The organism is Pseudarthrobacter sulfonivorans, from assembly GCF_014712225.1.
Lineage (GTDB): Bacteria > Actinomycetota > Actinomycetes > Actinomycetales > Micrococcaceae > Arthrobacter > Arthrobacter sulfonivorans.
In genome coordinates this window covers 20,370-38,396 of the sequence record NZ_JACXBW010000023.1, presented here as the reverse complement: position 1 = coordinate 38,396, position 18,027 = coordinate 20,370, and the positions used below count along the sequence as shown (strand labels likewise).

The window sequence follows — 18,027 nt, the reverse complement described above, 5'->3', positions numbered from 1 at the left end:
ACCTTCCCATTTGACCACAGACGGGAGGGCCGGGGGAGACCCCCTACGCCGTCAGAACGCGCAGCGCTGCTGGCCGCATACAGGCTTAGGAACCCTGCAAACTTGGTCAGCCGACCGAAAGGCTGCCACTGCATTTGGGTAGCCTTCCATATTTCGCGGGAGCCTGCCTCGATAACATGAGGTGTCCGGACAGAGCGGTCCGGCCCAGCTCGATGCAGAAGGAAGCCCATGGCAGCGGTGACGGTGGACGATATCCTCTCGGATCTCCCCCTGGGTTTCGCCAGCCTCATCCTGAGGCCTGGCCCGGCCGTCTCTGCGATCGACCGGTTCCTGATAGTGGATGCGGAAGATGAAACGTCCGACGGCGGCGCGGCCTTTGTCCTGCTGATCGGCGTCCGCGGCCGCTCGGCTTTGCCCGCCCTGCGGCGGCTCCTGAAGAACCCTCCGCCGGTGGTGGCCGTCAAGGGTAGACGTGAAGAGCTTGCCGAAGCTGAAGAGCTGCTGCGCGACGCCGGCACGGGCCTGCTCCTGGTGGATCCGGGGGCTGATTGGGACCGGCTGCTGTCGATCGCCAAGGACCGCATCCAGCCGCGCAGCTACCAGAGCGAAGTGCTGACGCTGCTGGAAGAGGACCTGTTTGCCATCGCCCAGACCACCGCCAGGCTCACATCCAGCCACGTGCTCATCGAAGATGCCGCCAATAAGGTGCTGGCATACTCCACCGTTTCGAACGACATCGACGAGCTGCGCAAGGCCTCCATCCTCGCCCGGCGCGGTCCGCGTAAATACGAGCTGCTGCTGAAGGACCTGGGCGCCTACCGTGAACTGCACAGGACCCGGCTGCCGGTGCGGGTACCGGCCCGGCCCCAGGACGGGCTGCGGGAACGGGTGGCCGTCACACTGTTCGCCGGCGACCGGATCATGGGCTACATCTGGCTGCAGGAAACCGGGGACGGCTTCGGCCCGGACGTTGATTATGTGCTGAAAGGATCTGCTGCCCGGGCCTCGTCCGAGCTGATCCGTCACCGCAACCAGCAGTCTATGCACATGCGCGAGGACCGCATTGTGCGGATCCTGTCAGGTTCGGCGGAAGCCGCGGCCAGTGCCCACAGCGAGAAGATCTCCGCCGAGCGCCCGGCCGCACTGATCCTGGTCGGAATGCCCGATTCCGAAGCCCAGGCCGACGACGCAGCACTGAAGCACGGCGAACTCGCCAACCTGGCGTCCATCCACGCGGCCGCCTACAAGCCGTCCGCCGTCGTCGGCCAGTTCAAGGGCGACACCGCCGTAATTGTCCCCGGCCTGCAGTCAACGTCCGCGGAGCCCGGGCTGCGGAGCCTGGCCGAGGCCATCATCCGGGATGCCGTCAAGCACCTCGGCATCAGCCCGTTCGCAGCCGTCGGTCCGGTAGCACCGGATCTGCTGTCGCTGCACACAACCACCCGCATCACCGAGGCCCTGTTGAGGTGTGTGGGCACGTCTCCGGACCGGGGCGTTGCCACGGTGGACGACTTCGAGGGAGAGATCCTCTTCCGCGAAGCGGTTCAGAATTTCACGTCCTCCCCGTTCCGGCACCGCGGTCTTTCGGCCCTGCTGCGGCAGGACACCGAACTCGCGGAGACCCTGCACGCGTACTTCGAAGCCTCGCTCGATGTCGCCGAGTGCGCCAGTCGGATGGGGCTGCACAAGAACACCGTCTACTACCGGATCAGCAAGGCATCCCGGGCGACTGGGCTGGACTTCGGCAGCCCGCGGGACTCGCTGGTGGCCCTGCTCCACATCCAGGAATGGGCCAGCGCACCTACACAACAATCGGGCAGGAAATGACCACAGCACTTAAAGCACCGCCGCTGCACGAGATACTTGCCGACATCGTCCGCACCCACAGGCCACAGCGGGAAACCGGGTCTGTCCCGGCCAACATCCCCATCCTGGCAGCAGTACCCTTCGACAGGTTCGGCATCGCCGTCGCCACCACTTCCGGTGAGGTGTTCAGTTCCGGCGATGCCGACGTCCCGTTTTCCATCCAGAGCATCTCCAAAGTGTTCACGCTGGCAATGGCGCTTCGAGGCGACAGCTCAGGAACACTGTGGTCCCGGGTGCTGCGCGAACCGTCCGGCACCTCGTTTAACTCCCTGGTCCAGCTGGAAGTGGAGCACGGCATACCGCGGAACCCTTTCATCAACGCCGGCGCCCTGGTGGTCACCGATCACCTGATGGAAGAAGAGTCCGACGCCGCCACCCAGGTGTTGCGGTTCCTCACCGCCCAGGCTGGCACCACCGGGCCCTTCATCGATGAGGCCGCGGCCGCCAGCGAGCTTTCCAGCAGCAGCCGCAACCTGGCGTTGGCGCACTTCCTCAAGGGCTTCGGCAACCTGAGGCAGGCCGCGGAAGCAGTGGTGGAAAACTACGTCCGCCAATGTTCCATCATGATGACCTGCGTGGAACTCGCCAAGGCGGGACTCTTCCTCGCCCGCGACGGCCACGGAGCACGCGGAACCGTGGTGTCCCGCAGCGACGCGAAACGCATCGGCTCCATCATGCTCACCTGCGGGATGTACGACGCCGCGGGCGAGTTCGCCTACCGGGTGGGCCTTCCCGGAAAAAGCGGTGTGGGCGGCGGGATCCTGGTCATCGTTCCCGGCGTTTGCGCCATTTGCGTCTGGAGCCCGCGGCTGGACGCCAAAGGAAACTCCCTGGCAGGCACCGCCGCTCTGGCCGACCTTTCCGACCGCACCGGCTGGTCCGTTTTCTAACCTGCTTTCTACCCGCCGGTTGCACCCCCCACAACTTCTTCCCAACCCAGCAGGATCTTCTCCGTATCGAAAGGATCAACCATGCCCATCAACCCCAAAGACGAGGTTGTACAGGACCGGAATGTTGCACCCGACCACATCATTGACGGCGGCCACGCGCACGCCACCGAATCGTCCCTCCACGCCGAGGACAAGGGGTACCACAAGAACCTCAAGCCCCGGCAGATCCAGATGATCGCGATCGGCGGCGCCATCGGTACCGGCCTGTTCCTCGGTGCCGGCGGCCGGCTCAATGCCGCCGGCCCGTCGCTGGTCATCGCCTACGCGGTCTGCGGTTTCTTCGCGTTCCTCATCCTCCGGGCACTGGGCGAACTGGTCCTGCACCGCCCCTCCTCGGGCTCGTTCGTCTCCTACGCCCGGGAGTTCTTCGGCGAGAAAGCTGCGTTCGTGTCCGGCTGGTTCTACTGGATCAACTGGGCCACCACCACCATCGTGGACATCACCGCCGCCGCGCTCTACATGAACTTCTTCGGCCACTACATCCCCTGGATGGCCGCGGTCCCGCAGTGGGCCTGGGCCCTGATCGCCCTGCTCGTGGTCCTGGCCCTGAACCTCGTCTCCGTGAAGGTCTTCGGCGAACTCGAGTTCTGGTTCGCGCTCATCAAAGTCGCCGCCCTCGTCATCTTCCTCGTCGTCGGCACCTACTTCGTCATCTTCGGCACCCCCGTGGACGGCCAACAGGTGGGCCTGAGCCTCCTCTCGGACAACGGCGGGATCTTCCCCAACGGCCTGCTCCCCATGATCATCCTGATGCAGGGCGTCCTGTTCGCCTACGCCTCCATCGAACTGGTCGGCACCGCCGCCGGCGAGACCGAAAACCCGGAAAAGATCATGCCCAAAGCCATCAACTCCGTGGTCTTCCGCATCGCCGTCTTCTACGTGGGCTCCGTCATCCTCCTCGCCCTGCTCCTGCCGTACACGTCCTACGAGAAAGGCGTCAGCCCGTTCGTGACGTTCTTCGGCTCCATCGGCATCCAGGGCGTGGACGTCATCATGAACCTCGTCGTCCTCACCGCCGCCCTCTCCTCCCTCAACGCCGGCCTCTACTCCACCGGCCGCATCCTGCGCTCCATGTCCGTGAACGGTTCCGCCCCCAAGTTCGCGTCCCGGATGAACAAGGCAGGCGTCCCCTACGGCGGCATCGCCATCACCGCAGGCGTCTCCCTCCTCGGCGTTCCGCTGAACTACCTCGTCCCGGCCCAGGCCTTCGAGATCGTCCTCAACGTCGCCTCCGTGGGCATCGTCATGACCTGGGCAACCATCGTCCTGTGCCAGATCCAGCTCAAGCGCTGGGCCGACAAAGGCTGGCTCGAACGCCCCTCCTTCCGCATGTTCGGCGCCCCCTACACCGGCTACCTCTCCCTCCTCTTCCTCGCCGGCGTCCTCATCATGGTCTTCATCGACTCACCCCTCACCATGCTCGTCACCGCCATCGCCTCCGCCCTCATGGTTGTGGGCTGGTACGCCTGCCGGACCCGCATCCGTGAAATCGCCGCCACCCGGGAAGGCTTCACCGGCACAGCACCCGTCATCGCCAACCCACCCGCGAAGACCTTCAGATAAACCCGCACCATCCGCTACGAACGCCAAACCAGTCCAAACAGCCAAAGAAAGCCCATGACAACGGAAACCGCAGCAACCCTGACCGCATCCCACACCCTGCCCGCCGCCGTCGGGAACTCTGATCACGGCTCCCGGCCGGCACACCATCCGGAGGTGCCTCATGCCGGCACCGGCCAGGCACTGAAATCAGCCGGGCACGTGATTGTTGATTCGCTGGTGGCCCATGGTGTGGAGCGCACCTATGTGGTTCCGGGCGAGAGCTTCCTGGACGTTCTCGACGGCCTCCACAATTCGGATATTGAAACGATCGTCTGCCGGCACGAGGGCGGCGCCGCCTACATGGCCGAGGCCGACGGGAAAATGAACCAGCGCCCGGGCATAGCAATGGTGACCCGGGGGCCCGGCGCGGCCAACGCGCATGTTGGGCTTCACACCGCATGGCAGGACTCCACCCCCATGCTGCTGTTCGTGGGCCTGATCCCCTTCGCGCACCGGGACCGCGAGGCGTTCCAGGAGTTCGACATCAAGGCCTGGTTCGATACGGGCGCGAAGCGGGTGATGGTCCTTGACCACCCGGAGCGGGCGTCCGAGATCGTTGCCGAGGCTATGTTTGCGGCCATGAGCGGCCGGCCGGGCCCGGTGGTGGTGGGCCTGCCGGAGGACATCATCCGCCAGCAGATTGACCCGGCGCTGCACCCCGCCATTCCGGTGGCGGCAGGCGGCATGAGCACGTCCGACGCCGCCGCCCTTGAGGCTGCGCTGGCCGAGTCACGCAAGCCGCTCTTTGTCACCGGCGGCAACGACTGGACGCAGGAAGCAGCGGACCAGCTGACGGGATGGCTGGAACGGCACCATATCCCGGCGGCAGCTGAATGGCGGACGCAGGGAACGGTCTCCTTCGATTCACCCTCCTATGTGGGCCCGATTGGCTATGGCCGCCCCCGCCCCACCTACGACCTGCTGGAGGAAACGGACCTGCTGGTGTTTGTGGGGACTGTGCCGGGCGATGTGATTACGGACGGCTTCGTCTGCCGGCAGGACTGGAACAAAAAGAACTTCCTTGTCACAGTGGACCCCTCACTCCGTGGCCGGTCGGGTCCCGTCTCGCGGCAAATCCTGGCAAAGCCCGAGGCCTTTGTCCGCGACCTTGTGGGCCTTGACCTGCCGGTGAAGGACGAGTGGAAGGCGTGGACGGACCGGATGCGGGGCGAGCAGGAGCGGTTCGCCGCGCTGCCGCCGGCGGCGCCGGCTGCAGGGCAGGCGAGGATGGATACCTTGATGGCGAACCTGGTGCCCCGGCTGCCCGAGGATTCAATGGTGACGTTCGGCGCGGGGGAGCACACCAACTGGGCGCACCGGTATTTCCCCACGCGACGGTACGCGTCCATGATCAGCGCCCGTAACGGCTCCATGGGCTACTCGGTCCCGTCGGCCATTGCGGCATCGCTGGCCGACCCCCGGCGCCGTGTGGTCACCATCGCCGGGGACGGCGAGTTCCTCATGAACGGCCAGGAGCTGGCCACCGCGGCCCAGTACGGGGCCACGCCGCTGGTGATCGTCATGGACAACCAGGAATACGGCACCATCCGCACCCACCAGGAGCGGCACTACCCCGCACGCGTCTCCGGAACCCAGCTGAAGAATCCGGACTTCGGCCTGATGGCCCGGGCCTTCGGCGGTTATGGGGTCACAGTCACCGAGGACTGTGACGTTCCGGCCGCACTGGACGCCGCCCTGGCGGCCATCGATGAGGACGGCGTCTTCGCCCTCATCCATCTCATCGTGGAACAGCGCGTTAAGGCCTACTGAGCCCAGTGCTGAAAGAGCAGCGGTCGACGGCGGACATCCCGCCGTCGTCCGCGGCTCTGTGACTGGCCAGGCTGAACACCAAACGGTCACCCTGCCAACAAGGGGGTAAAGGGCATCGGGTGGCCGACTCAGCGGCATGGTGTCTTCCTCGGCCGCTTCGGTTCAGTAGCTTACCTGCCACATGTAGCGGCGCCCTTCGAGGGTGTAGCCCCTGGCGGATGCGTAGTGGGCTGCGAGCCGGGCGACCAGTGCGTGGAAGATCAAGGGGAGCGCAAAGCTGCGTTCCTGTTCTGTCAGACCCGGTAGCTCGAAGTGTGCTGCGTCAATGTAGAAGGTCTCGCCACTGTAAGTTTCCAGAAATTTGCGAACCCTTTCGCCCATGGGACGGGTCTTGTCTTCTCCGAGAAACACAATGGTCTTCATGTCCTTGTCGATGACTTCGAAAGGGCCCTGGAAGAATTCGTCGGCATTGATTGTGGCTGCGTGCATCCACTGCATTTCCTGCAGGTAGCACATGGTGAACGTTTCGGCGGCCCCTTGGAGCGGGCCGGACGCCAGGACGTTGGTGACAGGGACGTCCTTCATGGCTGCAGCGATCCTTGAGGCCTCCGGCTCGAAGCTGGCGAGGGCGTCGAAAAGCGCTTTGGGGGTGGCGGTAAGTGCACTGTGCATGAGCGTTGTGTCGAAACCCTGCTGCTTCAGGATGGCCATGGCAATGAGCTGGAGAACGATCTGGCTGCCCTGCCCGGTTGTGGCGACAAACGACGTCGGAAGAGCCTTTGCAAGGGGGCCGTCGGCCTTCAAAGTCACCGCTAACACTGCTGCTCCCACTTCCGCGGCCCACCGGCCCGCCCGGATCGTTTCCGGCGTGTTGCCGGTACCTGAAAGCACCACGACGAGGGAATGTTCGCCGACTCTGGCCGGCGCCCGGTAGTAAAACTCGTCCGAGTTGTAGGTATGCACCGGAACGCTGGAGCGGAGATCCAGGAGGTATTGGCTAGGAACCATAGCGAGGAAAGAACCGCCGGCGCCCACCAGGAAGACTTCACGGATCTCTCGCTGAAGCCCTGAAATGTAGTCGTCGATATCTGGCCAGAGTAGGAGGGCCAACTCCTGGGAGGACACCAGGTCCTCCGGGATCTGGGCTACAGGGCCAGGCCCGATGTATGTTCCGTCAGTCAAAATATCTCCTGTCGTTGAAGGGCTGTCCTTCTCCAAAGGCTCCGAGCCTGGCGCATGTCTGCGCCGCGGCTTTCGAGGCCCGGTCCATGGCTTCAGCGGGATGTGTCCCTTGAAGGATCCGGACCAGAAGGGTGGCGATAAACGTGTCACCGGCACCCAGGGTGTCCACGAGCGTGGTGGGGGCGGCCGCAACTTCGTAGCATCTGTTCCTGCCCACCAGAAGGGCCCCTGCCCCTCCTCGGGTCACGAGCGACCAGGTTGCGCCTTGCTGGGCTGCGTGATGCGCCAGGGCGAGTGCGTCCGCGCGCGTCAGGTCGCCTCCAGAAAAGGAGGCGAGGAAGCAGTGGGGTGCCACGGAGCCGACCAGACGTCCATCCCGGTTCACGGCAAAGTCGAACGACAAACGGGAAGACCCTCCGAGGCGGGGAATCATGTTTTCCAGCCGGCTTGATTCGCTGATGTGGACGGCATCGAAGCGGGACGCTGTGGCGGCGAAATCATCTTGGAAATCAGTGCGCGAAACGCCCAGGCTGGTCGCTCCGAAGTATCTTTCGCCCTCTTGCCGGCGGATGACGCAGTGTGCGGTGCTTCCCGGGCGGGTCAGCAGAAGATCGGTGCATACGTCTTCGCGGGAAAGCGCACCGCGGATCAGGGCTCCGGCGGCGTCTGTGCCGACGGTTCCCGCGTAGGCGCTTCGTGCCGCTGCCCTACGGGCGAAGACCGCAACGTTCACGGCGTTTCCACCCGCAAATATGCGGTTGTCGTCCACGTAGCGGTCCACCACGTTGTCCCTCGCCGTGAGGACGGAAACCATCGTGTCTCCTTAACCGAGAAGGGGAGTGCCGGTACAGGGCGGGCAGGGCGCCGTGGGGCCCTGCCCGCCAATGGCCTAGGAGAACCGCTCAGGACGGAATGTGGCCAGCATGGGGTGGGTGTCCCCGGTGAGGATTTCGCCGGCGAGGAGTTCGCCGGCGATCAGCCCGAGCGTGGCCCCGGAGTGGGTAAAGGCCACGAAGCAGCCGGGGACCTTGCCGAGTTCACCGAAGACCGGTTCGCCGTCGCCGGGGATGGGCTTGTAGCCGATCTTCCAGGAGGCAGGCTTGAGGTCGGGGTTGCCGCCTATGAGCTTGGAGGCTTCATCGGCGAGTTCCTGGACTACGTCATCGGGGATGCTGAATGAACCGTCTGCGTGCTCGGTGATGTGTTCTTCGTACCAGTCGTGGTCCAGTGCGAAGGTGCTGCCGGGGTTGGGACGGACTGCTGCCCGCGGAGTGTTCATCACGGCCTTGACCTCGTGTTCCACGGGTTTGGTCAGCACCAGCATGGAGACGGGGGAACCGTTGGGGATCTCGACGCCGAGGGGTGCGACGACGGCCGGCGTCGCCGCTCCGCAGGCCACCAGCACGGCGTCAGCTTTGTAGGTTTCGCCTGCGGCGGTCTCGACGCCGGCGGCCCGGCCGCCGTCGACCTTTACGGAAGCCTTTCCGGCGTTGAGTACCAGCTGGCCGCCGCGGGAGTGGAACTCTTCCATGAGGAATTCCACCAGGTGCGGCAGGCTCACCCAGCCCTCGCCGGGGTTGAAGATGGCGTTTTCCGGGACCGCCGTGGCGTCGATGCCCGGGGTTACGGCTGCGATCTCCGCCGGTGCCAGCAGTTTGGAGTCATAGCCCACAGACTTCTCGTAGGCGTGACGGGCTTCGGTAACGGCCTCCTGGCCGGCGGCGTTCCACATGAGCCCGCCGCCGAACTGCAGCCACTCGCGGCCGGGATTGCCGGCGAAGAGGGTGCGGTAGCGGTCCACCCCTGCAAGGCGGAGCTGGTGGTACGGTGTGGACCGCTCGCCTGCGGAGTTCAGCCAGGAGAGTGAGCGGCCGGTAGCTTCGCTGGCGAGGCCTTGTTCGGTGAGCAGAACCACGGACGCTCCTTCGCGGAGAAGGTGGACCGCGGTGGAGACTCCGAGGATGCCGCCGCCGATGACGGCGACGCGTTTGGCTGGAGCGATGGAGGACATAGTTCTCCCTTTCTTTAAGTTCTCGGGGGTGTCTGTGCGTTGGCGTTGTTGACGCGCCGGATGTTTGACCCTGGCGCCCGTTAAGCGAAGGCGTGGATTTTATTGATGATTCTGAGGACTTCGAGGGGCCCGGCGGGGTTGACGGGTAGGGGGCCCTGTCCCCGGAGGGCAGCTGCCAGTTCCGTATAGAACCTCGGGTAGGCGCCTTTCAGGGCAGGTACGCGTTCGCTCGCGCCGTCGGTTCCCAGGACCCCCCAAGAATCCTGGGGATCTATCCCGTAGGCGGGGTCCGAGGGCGCCATGCCGGCCGCGAGGTCGGGCTCCTGGCTGTCCAGGCCCCATTTGGTGTAGCCGGCCTCGGAGCCCAGGACGTGGAAGCGGGGTCCCACCTGGGCGGCCATGCCGTTCATCCACAGCCTGGACCGCACCCCGGATTCGTGAAGCAGGGACACGAAGGCTTCGGTGTCGGCGCCGTCGGGATGTCCGTGGTTGGCGGTCTCCCCATAGCTTTCCGCGACGGGGCCGAAGAGCTCAATGGCCTGGTCGATCAGGTGGGCGCCGAGGTCCTGAAGGATGCCGCCGCCTTCGGCCACGGTGGCGGTATCGCGCCAGTTCCCGAAGCCTTCAGGGCGCCACCATTCGAAGCGGGATTCGAAGCTGCGCACCTCGCCGAGGGCGCCTTCCCGGACGAGTTTTTGCAGCGTCAGGAAGTCGGCGTCCCACCGGCGGTTCTGGAAGACCGTGAGCTTCACACCTGCGTCGGATGCCCGGGTGATGAGCTCCTCGCCGTGATCAGGTGTGGTGACGAAGGGCTTGTCCACCACCACGTGCAGACCATGGGCTATTGCAGTCGCGGCCAGGTCAAGATGTGTCACCGGGGGCGTTCCGAGGATGACGAGGTCAAGGCCGGCGGCAAGGGCGAACAGTGCCTCCGGCGTCGGGACGACCCGGGCGTCCGGGTAGAGCCTGGACGCCTCCGCGGCACGCTCCGGGTCCGCGGTGACAATCACATCCAGGCTGTAGTTCGGGTCGGCGGCGATCAGCGGCGCATGGAAGACTTTGCCGGAGACCCCGAACCCCGCGACGGCGGTCCGGATGGGTGTACCTGTAAGGTCGCGCATCAGAGCACCTCGGAGAGGAAGCGCTGGAGCCGTTCGCTTTGGGGGTTGTCGAAGAGGTCCGCGGGCGTGCCCGCCTCGACGACCTCGCCTTCGTCCATGAAGACAACCTGGTCGGCGACCTTGCGGGCGAAGCCCATCTCGTGGGTAACCACAACCATCGTCATGCCGCGCTTGGCGAGGCCCGCCATGAGGTTCAGGACGCCCTTGACCAGTTCAGGGTCCAGTGCGCTGGTGGCCTCGTCGAAGAGCATTACCTCGGGCTCCATGGCGAGGGCGCGGGCGATGGCCACCCGCTGCTGCTGCCCGCCCGAGAGGTCACGGGGCCTGTGATCAGCTCGCTCGGCGAGGCCGACCTCGGCAAGGCGGCGGCGTGCGCGTTCCCGGGCTTCGGCCTTGGACATGCCCTTCACGCTCCAGAGCGCCAGGGCCACGTTCTCGAGTGCCGTGTGGTCCGGGAAGAGATTGAAATGCTGGAAGACCATCCCGATACGGGCCCGCAGGATGTCCGGTTTGACCGCGAGGGCGCTTTCCCCGGCGAGGATCACGTCGCCGCTCTTGGGTTCGTGCAGGCGGTTCACGCCACGGAGCAGCGTGGACTTGCCCGAACCTGAGGGTCCGATGATGCACGTGGTCGTGCCCGGCGCGACGGTGAGGCTGACGTTGCGCAGGACCTCGATGTCGCCATAGGCCATGGTCAGGTTCTGCAGCTCCAGGCTGGAGCCGTGGAAGGTCTGGACGTCAGCGGCGGTGTTGCTGGGATTGCTGGTGCTGGTGCTCATGTATTGCTCCCGGTAATCAGCGGCGAGGCCGCGTCGAGTTCCTTGACTTCGTTCAGCCCGCTGCTGGGTGCCGAGGGGCGGCGGCGGCCGGTCCTGAACCTGTTGTCGAAGTAGTTGACCAGGTGGGTTAGCGGAACGGTGATGACCAGGTAGAAGATGCCGGCCATGACCAGCGGCGAGAGGTTGCCGGAGAGGACTGCGGCGTCCTGGCCTACGCGGAAGAGTTCGCGTTCGGTGACCAACAGGCCCAGGAAGTAGACCAGCGAGGAGTCCTTGACGATGGCAATGAACTGATTCACCAGGGCGGGCAGCACCCGGCGGATGCCCTGCGGCACCACTACCAGGGCCATGGACTTGGCGTAGCTCATGCCCAGTGCGCGGCAGGCCTCGCCCTGGCCCTTGTCTACGCTCTGGATGCCGGCGCGGAAGATTTCGCCGATGTAGGCGCTGGCGATCAGGCTCAGCGCGATGATCCCCAGGGGGTAGGGCGAAGGTCCGAAGATCGACTGACTCAGGCGGGCAAAGCCCTGGCCGATCAGCAGGATGGTCAGGATCGCCGGGAGCCCGCGGAAGAGATCCGTGTAGATGCGGGCCGGGACCCGCAGCCACCTGGAAGGGGAGATCCCCATGACGGCGACAATCATGCCCAGGGCCACACCGATGATCGTGGCGGCCACGGAGATGATCAGGGTGTTCAGGAGCCCGACCCCGAGGAGCTGCGGCAGGACTTCGGCCATCGCGCCGAAGTCAAAGAAGGTGCGGATGATGGTGTTGAACCAGTCCATGGTTGCTCTCAGACGTAGTTAGTTGGTGTATAGCCGGGCGGGCCGCCGGTGGTGGCCCGCCCGGTCAAAAGCCGGAAGGCTTATTTGCTCGGGGCGGGCGTGGCGGTTTGTTCGGCCTTGGGCAGGTACTGCTCGGGCATCGGGGATCCGGGGAACCACTTCTGGTAGAGCTTCTTCCAGGTGCCGTCCTCCATCGCCGAGGCCAGACCTTTGTTCAGGGCGTCCTTGAAGGCGTCCTTGCCCTTCGCGACGGCGAACCCCGCGGGGGCGTCGAAGGAGGGGATGTCCGCGACGCTGACGAGGCCGTGCTGCTCCTTGTAGGCCTTGGCTGCCTCGTAGTCCAGGAAATGGGCGTCGGCCGAGCCGCTGTTCACCGCCGCGATGGCCGAATTATTGTCCGGGAATCGGACCAGGTTTGCCGACGGGAAGTTCTTGACCGCATAGGCCTCCTGCAGCGTCCCCTGCACAACGCCCAGGCGTTTTCCGGCGAGCCCGTCAACATCCTTGATCCCGGAGTCCTTGGTGGTCAGGACGGTCAGATAACCGGCCAGGTATCCCTCGGAGAAGTCGACGGTTTGCTTGCGCTTGTCCGTGATGCCGATAGCGGCAACGCCGACGTCGAACTGGCCGTTGGCCACGGCAGGAAGAATGGCGGAAAAGTCCTGCCCGGTGAAGACCACGTTGTCCACGCCGGCCCGGTGGGCCACATCCTTGAACAGCTCCACGTCGAAGCCGGTGAAGTTACCTTGGGAGTCCGCGAAGGTATACGGCTTCGCATCGCCCAGGCTCGCCACCCTGATGGTGTCAGCCTGGATCAGGCCATACGGGTTTTCAGCGGCCCCGGAGGACGCTGGAGAGGTCGATCCGGCGCAACCGGACAGGGCAAGGAGGGCTGCAACGGCAACCGCGACAACCGCGCCGGGCCGAAAGTTCACTCGTTTGGTCACAACATTTTCCAATCATAGGAAGCAGGAGGCGGGCCTCAGCCCTTTGTTCTGTATCCCTTGCTGAGTCCGGTCTCACCGACTACGATTGAGACCGGACTCACATGGGGTTGCTAAAAAATGTAACCCAAGCCACAGCGGCCGTCAAGGCCCTTTTTGGAAGGCCGACATGAGCATTAATGGATCCAGGCGGCGCGACACCACAGTCGCGGACGTCGCCAAGGCCGCGCAGGTCTCAAAAGCCCAGGCCGCACGCGCTCTGGGCAATTACGGTGCCGTCAGTGACGACGTCAGGGAGCGGGTACTCGCGGCGGCAGAGGAGCTCGGCTACCGCCCCAACGAGCTCGCCCGCAGCATGAACACAGGGAAATCCCATACTCTGGGCGTGGTTGTGGGGGACATCGAAAACCCGCACTTCGGCCTGGCAACCAGAGGTATCACAGACGCCGCGAAGAAACGCGGCTTCAACGTCATCCTCATCAACACCGACGAGGAAACGGCGGCCGAAGTCGAAGCCGTCCGCGTGCTCCTGGACAAGCGCGTGGATGGCCTCATTGTGGCCCCGGCTTCGTCGGTGGAAACACAGCATCTGCAGCGAATTCCCGAGTCCGGACGCCCTTTGGTGCTGCTGGACCGCACCGCGGCGGGGCTCGACGTCGAGACCGTTTCCGTGGACATGGCCAGCATCTCCTACGAATCCACCCAGTACCTGCTCGAGGCCGGACACCGACGGATCGCCTTCATTTCCACCCTCAAATCCGACGCCCCCTACACCGCCGGCATGGAACTCGACTCCTCCCAAATTTCCGAGCGCCTGGACGGCATGCGGCGGGCCTTTGAGGAAAAGGGCCTCAGCTACCCCGCGGACCTGGTGCGCCTGAACGCCGGCAACGCCGAATCCATCAGGAAGATCACCCGGGAGCTACTGGCGGGCCCTGAAGCGGCAACGGCCATTATCGCCTCGGATGGTCTTATCGCGCTCAGTGTCGTGGAGGCCATCCAGGAACTCGGCCTGACCATCCCGGCCGATGTCTCGTTCCTGATGTATGACGACTTCGCCTGGACAAAGCTCACCACGCCGCCCCTGACCGTCATAGCCCAACCCGTTTACGAGATGGGAACCACTGCCGCGGAAGCCCTGATCCGACAAATCGAAGGCCGGAAACCCGCCCCCACAACGCCTGCCCTCACCGCCCGGCTGATCCGACGCGGCTCCGTCGGAGCGCCTCGAGCGGCAAGCGTCTTCAGCTAGCTGGTCCGTCCAGGGTTCCCGCAAACGCTCATGGGCCTCTTCGCCCATGATGCTGTCTACCGCGTGTGAGGCAGCGGCGGGCTTGCAGGCGACAAGCAGGGCCAGGAGGAGATCATGGCCTATTTCGGTGAATTGTTTTCCAGGTCAGCCGACACCGCCAAGGTTGCATTGACGGACCGTCACCGTGCTCGTGTTCACACTGAGGGACGGGAAAGTCACCGAGGTCAACGAGTTGCAGGAGGACACGGCCAAGGCCTCCGATTCCTGGTCCTGAGGGCCATTAGCCGTCCTCGGAGAACTGACGGCTTTTCTTCAGCAACAACCCCCCCGTTCTGATTCAGGAGCGCTGCTCCGGGCCGGCCGCGTCTGCGACCGGCCCGGACGCGTTCATCAGCGCAGGTCGAAGCGGTCCAGCTCCATGACCTTCACCCAGGCGGTCACGAAGTCGTTGACGAACTTCGCCCTGCCGTCATCGCTCGCGTAGACCTCTGCCAGGGCCCGGAGCTGGGAGTTGGAGCCGAACACCAGGTCCACAGGCGCGGCGGTCCACTTCAGTTCGCCCGTGGTGACGTCGGTGATCTCGTAAACGTTCTGCTCGGCCTCGGACGCCTTCCACTTGGTGCCCGTGAGAGCAGGTTGACGAAGAAGTCGTTCGTCAGCACCTGGGGCCTGTCGGTGAGGACACCGTGGGTGGATCCCCCGATGTTGGTGCCGAGGGCGCGCATGCCGCCATCTGGATGCTTGTCAGAGAGCCCTGCCTCGACCGCTGCTTCGGCAATCTGGTTGATGGGCTGCCGGACAGTCGTGAGCTGAGGCCAGCTGAACTCCGATTCAGAGGTTCCGTCGAACGAGACGACGGCAAGGGGCAGGGCAGTGCTCCCTTGACAACATTATTGACTGAACTCATAATTGAGGTTAGTCAGTAATTGCGCAAAGCAGCACCACCAAGAGGGAGTCGGAGCCATGAGAGCGTTCGTCGTCGAAAAGTACAAAGGCCCGCTGCAGGAATCGAATGTTCCTGAGCCCACAGTGGGGGAGCAGGATGTGCTGGTGCAGGTGCAGGCCGCGGGCCTCAACATGCTCGACGAGAAGATCCGGGCCGGCGAGTTCAAGCAGATCCTCCCGTACCGGCTTCCTTTGATCGCCGGAAACGATGTCGCGGGAACCGTCATCCGTGTCGGTTCCAAGGTTCGCGCGTTCAAGCCTGGCGATGAGGTCTACGCACGCCCCGGCAAGGACCGCATCGGCACGTTCGCCGAGCGGATCGCCATTGCCGAGGCCGATCTTGCGCTCAAACCGGCATCGATCACCATGGAGGAGGCGGGCTCGCTGCCGCTGGTCGCACTGACCGCGTGGCAGGCGCTTGTTGAGCGCGGCAACGTGGGGCCCGGCCAGGAGGTCCTCATCCACGCCGGCGCCGGGGGCGTCGGATCGATCGCCATCCAACTCGCCAAGCACCTCGGGGCGACCGTGGCGACCACAGCAAGCGCCTCCAACCTGGACTTCGTGCGCGAGCTCGGCGCAGACACCGCCATTGACTACCGCAGCCAAGACTTCGAACAGCTCCTGAGCGGCTACGACCTGGTGCTGGACAGCCTCGGCGGCGAAAATCTCGAGAAGTCCCTGCGCGTGCTCAGGCCCGGCGGCAAAGCGATCGGCATTGCCGGGCCTCCGGACCCGGCATTTGCCCGCGAAGCCGGCCTGAATCCGGTGCTCCGCCTGGCGATCAGCGGCCTCAGCGCAGGCATCCGCCGGCAGGCCAAAAAGCTCGGCGTCAGCTACGAATTCCTGTTCATGCGCGCCAGCGGTGACCAGCTGCGCCAGATCACCGCCCTGATCGACGAAGGCGCGCTCCGCCCCGTCGTCGGCCGCGTTTTCCCTTTCGGCCGGACCATCGAGGCCCTCGAGGGCCTGGAAAAGGGCGGCATCCGGGGCAAGGCCGTCATCAGCAACCCCTGACCAAAGAAACTTCACAGGAGAACCGTCATGAACGCGCACGAGCCCGTAAAAGAACCCGTCGTTACGTCCTACGCCGAAGCGCCGTCCCACCAAATCAGCGCCGGTGGCGTCACCTACGCTTACCGGGAGCTTGGCCCCCAAGGCGGCATCCCCGTCATCTTCTTCGTCCATCTCGCCGCGACCCTGGATAACTGGGATCCACGCATCATCGACCCCATCGCGAAGAACCGCCATGTCATCACGTTCGACAATCAGGGCGTTGGCGCCTCCACGGGCCAGGTGCCCGACAGCATCGAGGCGATGGCCGACGACGCCTACACCTTTATTAAGGCGCTCGGATTCGAGAAGATCGACATTTTCTCCTTCTCCCTCGGCGGTATGGTGGCACAGGCCCTGGTGGTCAAGCACCCGGACCTCGTCCGAAAGCTCGTCCTCACCGGAACCGGTCCCAAGGGGCGGCAAGGACATGGACAAGGTGGCCGGGACCACCTACTACGACATACTTCGGGCCACCCTTACCCGGTCCGACCCGAAGGAATTCCTGTTCTTCAACCGCGACACCGCGGGCAAGCAAGCCGGTAAGGCATTCGTGCAGCGACTCGAGGAGCGAACCGCCGACCGCGACGCGCCGATCAGGGTCAAGGCATTCCAGACCCAGCTCAAAGCCATCAAGAAGTGGGGGCGCGGGGCGCCGGCTGACCTGTCGAAGATCACCCACCCCACCCTGATCGCCAACGCGGACAACGACCGGATGGTGCCCTCGCTCCTCTCCGAGGACCTGCACCGCCGCATCAACGGCTCCGAACTGATCATCTACCCAGGCTCCGGCCACGGCGGTATCTTTCAGTTCCACGACAAGTTCGCCCCCATCGCGGCAGATTTCCTCTCCCGCTGACGGCGATCCTTAGGAAGCAAAGCAGGAAGGAAATGAACACGACAACCGACGGCGGACAGCTGAGCCTGAAAAAACATCTCTCCTCCTCGATCCTGCTGTGGATACGCGCCGACCAGCCCCGCCAAACCGGGATGGACTATTGGAAGGGCCCGCATTCCGGGATCATCTCTGCCACCCCCGGCCTGAAAGAGTACCGGCAGCTCCATCTCGCCGAGACAAATTCGGGTTTCTGGCCGGCGACCGTCGGCATCGAAACCGACATCCCCGTCGATCGAAAGATCGACGGCGTCGCGGAGGTCACCTTCCAGTCCGCCTTGTCGCCGTTCATGGGCCGCAGGCAGACGCAGTTGGCGTTCAAGGACGAGGTCAACGTGTTCCGCCGCACCCTGTTCTACGCCGGGCCGCCGGGCTCCTCCCGCTGGTACGACGTCACGGGCCCGGACGAAAACGTCGGTGCCCGCGCGCTTGTCTACCTTCGCAGGCGAAACGATGTCAGCGCCCGCGGCTTCCGAAAGTTCATCTCGACGAAACTCGTGCCCGGTTTCGCCGAGGCGGGGCTGATGGAACTCCGCGCCCAAACCTTCATGCCCTGGTATGAGAAGCTCTGGGATACCCCGGACGTCGCGCACGACAACCCGAAAGACCAGCACTTTCATGCCTCACTGATCCTCGGCTTCGCAGACAAATCAGCCCGTGCGGCATTCTTCGAGAGTCCAGAGGTTAAGAGCCTGTCCCACCCTCTGGCGACCTTCGCCTCCGCGGTCCACGCCTACGACGTCTCTGCGGCCCTGACTTACGTCAAAGACGGCCGCATCCTTCCGCGCTACGAAGAGTAGGCAGGACCCGCGAAAAGTGTCGAGGATACCCGCCCTCGTTTGATCGGGGATTGCGGCGCCGTGGTCATGAGATCG

14 protein-coding genes and 3 pseudogenes are annotated in these 18,027 nt (G+C 64.6%); 8 read left to right on the top strand and 9 right to left on the bottom strand.

The window, feature by feature from the left end; translation table 11 throughout:
- Positions 1 to 228: 228 nt before the first annotated feature.
- The 4 genes from IAQ70_RS20950 to IAQ70_RS20935 all read left to right on the top strand — a co-directional run bounded on the left by IAQ70_RS20950 (position 229) and on the right by IAQ70_RS20935 (position 6,188).
- Positions 229 to 1,827 (top strand): PucR family transcriptional regulator, encoded by a 1,599-nt coding sequence (locus tag IAQ70_RS20950; RefSeq protein ID WP_190991877.1) that lies wholly within the window; start codon positions 229 to 231, stop codon positions 1,825 to 1,827.
- Positions 1,824 to 2,756 (top strand): glutaminase, encoded by a 933-nt coding sequence (locus IAQ70_RS20945; RefSeq protein WP_190991876.1) that lies wholly within the window; start codon positions 1,824 to 1,826, stop codon positions 2,754 to 2,756. The genes IAQ70_RS20950 and IAQ70_RS20945 overlap by 4 nt, the downstream gene beginning before the upstream one ends.
- Positions 2,757 to 2,837: 81 nt before the next feature.
- Positions 2,838 to 4,379: an amino acid permease gene (locus IAQ70_RS20940; RefSeq protein WP_223860483.1), complete on the top strand. Its 1,542-nt coding sequence runs from the start codon at positions 2,838 to 2,840 to the stop codon at positions 4,377 to 4,379.
- Positions 4,380 to 4,433: 54 nt separating this feature from the next.
- Positions 4,434 to 6,188: a thiamine pyrophosphate-dependent enzyme gene (locus tag IAQ70_RS20935; protein ID WP_190991875.1), complete on the top strand. Its 1,755-nt coding sequence runs from the start codon at positions 4,434 to 4,436 to the stop codon at positions 6,186 to 6,188.
- Positions 6,189 to 6,350: 162 nt separating this feature from the next.
- Here IAQ70_RS20935 and IAQ70_RS20930 read toward each other — a convergent pair whose 3' ends face one another.
- The 7 genes from IAQ70_RS20930 to IAQ70_RS20900 form a co-directional block, all read right to left on the bottom strand.
- The gene (locus IAQ70_RS20930; RefSeq protein WP_190991874.1) at positions 6,351 to 7,370 is read right to left on the bottom strand and encodes an SIS domain-containing protein; all 1,020 of its coding nucleotides are present in this window, start codon (positions 7,368 to 7,370) and stop codon (positions 6,351 to 6,353) included.
- Positions 7,363 to 8,184 carry a PfkB family carbohydrate kinase gene (locus IAQ70_RS20925; RefSeq protein WP_190991873.1) on the bottom strand — a complete coding sequence of 274 codons (822 nt, stop codon included), beginning with the start codon at positions 8,182 to 8,184 and terminating at the stop codon, positions 7,363 to 7,365. The genes IAQ70_RS20930 and IAQ70_RS20925 overlap by 8 nt, the downstream gene beginning before the upstream one ends.
- Before the next feature lie 75 nt (positions 8,185 to 8,259).
- On the bottom strand, positions 8,260 to 9,381 hold the full coding sequence (locus tag IAQ70_RS20920) for an NAD(P)/FAD-dependent oxidoreductase (RefSeq protein WP_190991872.1): 1,122 nt from the start codon (positions 9,379 to 9,381) through the stop codon (positions 8,260 to 8,262).
- An 80-nt stretch (positions 9,382 to 9,461) separates the two neighbouring features.
- On the bottom strand, positions 9,462 to 10,502 hold the full coding sequence (locus IAQ70_RS20915; RefSeq protein WP_190991871.1) for a Gfo/Idh/MocA family protein: 1,041 nt from the start codon (positions 10,500 to 10,502) through the stop codon (positions 9,462 to 9,464).
- A complete protein-coding gene (locus IAQ70_RS20910; RefSeq protein ID WP_317983731.1) occupies positions 10,502 to 11,281 on the bottom strand; it encodes an amino acid ABC transporter ATP-binding protein in 780 nt (259 codons plus the stop codon). Before IAQ70_RS20910 ends, IAQ70_RS20915 begins: the two co-directional genes overlap by 1 nt.
- The gene (locus IAQ70_RS20905) at positions 11,278 to 12,066 is read right to left on the bottom strand and encodes an amino acid ABC transporter permease (RefSeq protein ID WP_190991870.1); all 789 of its coding nucleotides are present in this window, start codon (positions 12,064 to 12,066) and stop codon (positions 11,278 to 11,280) included. Before IAQ70_RS20905 ends, IAQ70_RS20910 begins: the two co-directional genes overlap by 4 nt.
- A gap of 80 nt (positions 12,067 to 12,146) precedes the next feature.
- Positions 12,147 to 13,013: an ABC transporter substrate-binding protein gene (locus IAQ70_RS20900; RefSeq protein WP_317983730.1), complete on the bottom strand. Its 867-nt coding sequence runs from the start codon at positions 13,011 to 13,013 to the stop codon at positions 12,147 to 12,149.
- 166 nt (positions 13,014 to 13,179) lie between these two features.
- Here IAQ70_RS20900 and IAQ70_RS20895 point away from each other — a divergent pair, with 166 nt between their 5' ends.
- Positions 13,180 to 14,262 carry a LacI family DNA-binding transcriptional regulator gene (locus tag IAQ70_RS20895; protein ID WP_190991868.1) on the top strand — a complete coding sequence of 361 codons (1,083 nt, stop codon included), beginning with the start codon at positions 13,180 to 13,182 and terminating at the stop codon, positions 14,260 to 14,262.
- 390 nt (positions 14,263 to 14,652) lie between these two features.
- On the opposite strand, the pseudogene IAQ70_RS22950 reads toward IAQ70_RS20895, so the two are convergent.
- Together IAQ70_RS22950 and IAQ70_RS23420 are read right to left on the bottom strand one after the other, a co-directional pair.
- Positions 14,653 to 14,993: pseudogene (locus IAQ70_RS22950) on the bottom strand (catalase/peroxidase HPI); the annotation flags it as partial.
- 24 nt (positions 14,994 to 15,017) lie between these two features.
- A pseudogene (locus IAQ70_RS23420) lies at positions 15,018 to 15,125 on the bottom strand (substrate-binding domain-containing protein); the annotation flags it as partial.
- A gap of 100 nt (positions 15,126 to 15,225) precedes the next feature.
- On the opposite strand from IAQ70_RS23420, the gene IAQ70_RS20880 reads away from it, so the two are divergent.
- The 3 genes and pseudogenes from IAQ70_RS20880 (at position 15,226) to IAQ70_RS20870 (ending at position 17,952) form a co-directional block, all read left to right on the top strand.
- The gene (locus IAQ70_RS20880) at positions 15,226 to 16,221 is read left to right on the top strand and encodes an NADP-dependent oxidoreductase (protein WP_190991866.1); all 996 of its coding nucleotides are present in this window, start codon (positions 15,226 to 15,228) and stop codon (positions 16,219 to 16,221) included.
- Between the two features lie 27 nt (positions 16,222 to 16,248).
- A pseudogene (locus IAQ70_RS20875) lies at positions 16,249 to 17,116 on the top strand (alpha/beta fold hydrolase).
- A gap of 32 nt (positions 17,117 to 17,148) precedes the next feature.
- Complete coding sequence (locus tag IAQ70_RS20870) at positions 17,149 to 17,952, top strand: strictosidine synthase (protein ID WP_190991865.1); 804 nt, start codon at positions 17,149 to 17,151, stop codon at positions 17,950 to 17,952.
- The last annotated feature ends 75 nt before the right edge of the window (positions 17,953 to 18,027 follow it).

Coding starts and splice junctions, on each gene's coding strand:
- IAQ70_RS20950 (WP_190991877.1), top strand. CDS start 229: ATGGCAGCGGTGACGGTGGACGATATCCTCTCGGATCTCCCCCTGGGT.
- IAQ70_RS20945 (WP_190991876.1), top strand. CDS start 1,824: ATGACCACAGCACTTAAAGCACCGCCGCTGCACGAGATACTTGCCGAC.
- IAQ70_RS20940 (WP_223860483.1), top strand. CDS start 2,838: ATGCCCATCAACCCCAAAGACGAGGTTGTACAGGACCGGAATGTTGCA.
- IAQ70_RS20935 (WP_190991875.1), top strand. CDS start 4,434: ATGACAACGGAAACCGCAGCAACCCTGACCGCATCCCACACCCTGCCC.
- IAQ70_RS20925 (WP_190991873.1), bottom strand. CDS start 8,184: ATGGTTTCCGTCCTCACGGCGAGGGACAACGTGGTGGACCGCTACGTG.
- IAQ70_RS20920 (WP_190991872.1), bottom strand. CDS start 9,381: ATGTCCTCCATCGCTCCAGCCAAACGCGTCGCCGTCATCGGCGGCGGC.
- IAQ70_RS20915 (WP_190991871.1), bottom strand. CDS start 10,502: ATGCGCGACCTTACAGGTACACCCATCCGGACCGCCGTCGCGGGGTTC.
- IAQ70_RS20910 (WP_317983731.1), bottom strand. CDS start 11,281: ATGAGCACCAGCACCAGCAATCCCAGCAACACCGCCGCTGACGTCCAG.
- IAQ70_RS20905 (WP_190991870.1), bottom strand. CDS start 12,066: ATGGACTGGTTCAACACCATCATCCGCACCTTCTTTGACTTCGGCGCG.
- IAQ70_RS20895 (WP_190991868.1), top strand. CDS start 13,180: ATGAGCATTAATGGATCCAGGCGGCGCGACACCACAGTCGCGGACGTC.
- IAQ70_RS20880 (WP_190991866.1), top strand. CDS start 15,226: ATGAGAGCGTTCGTCGTCGAAAAGTACAAAGGCCCGCTGCAGGAATCG.
- IAQ70_RS20870 (WP_190991865.1), top strand. CDS start 17,149: ATGAACACGACAACCGACGGCGGACAGCTGAGCCTGAAAAAACATCTC.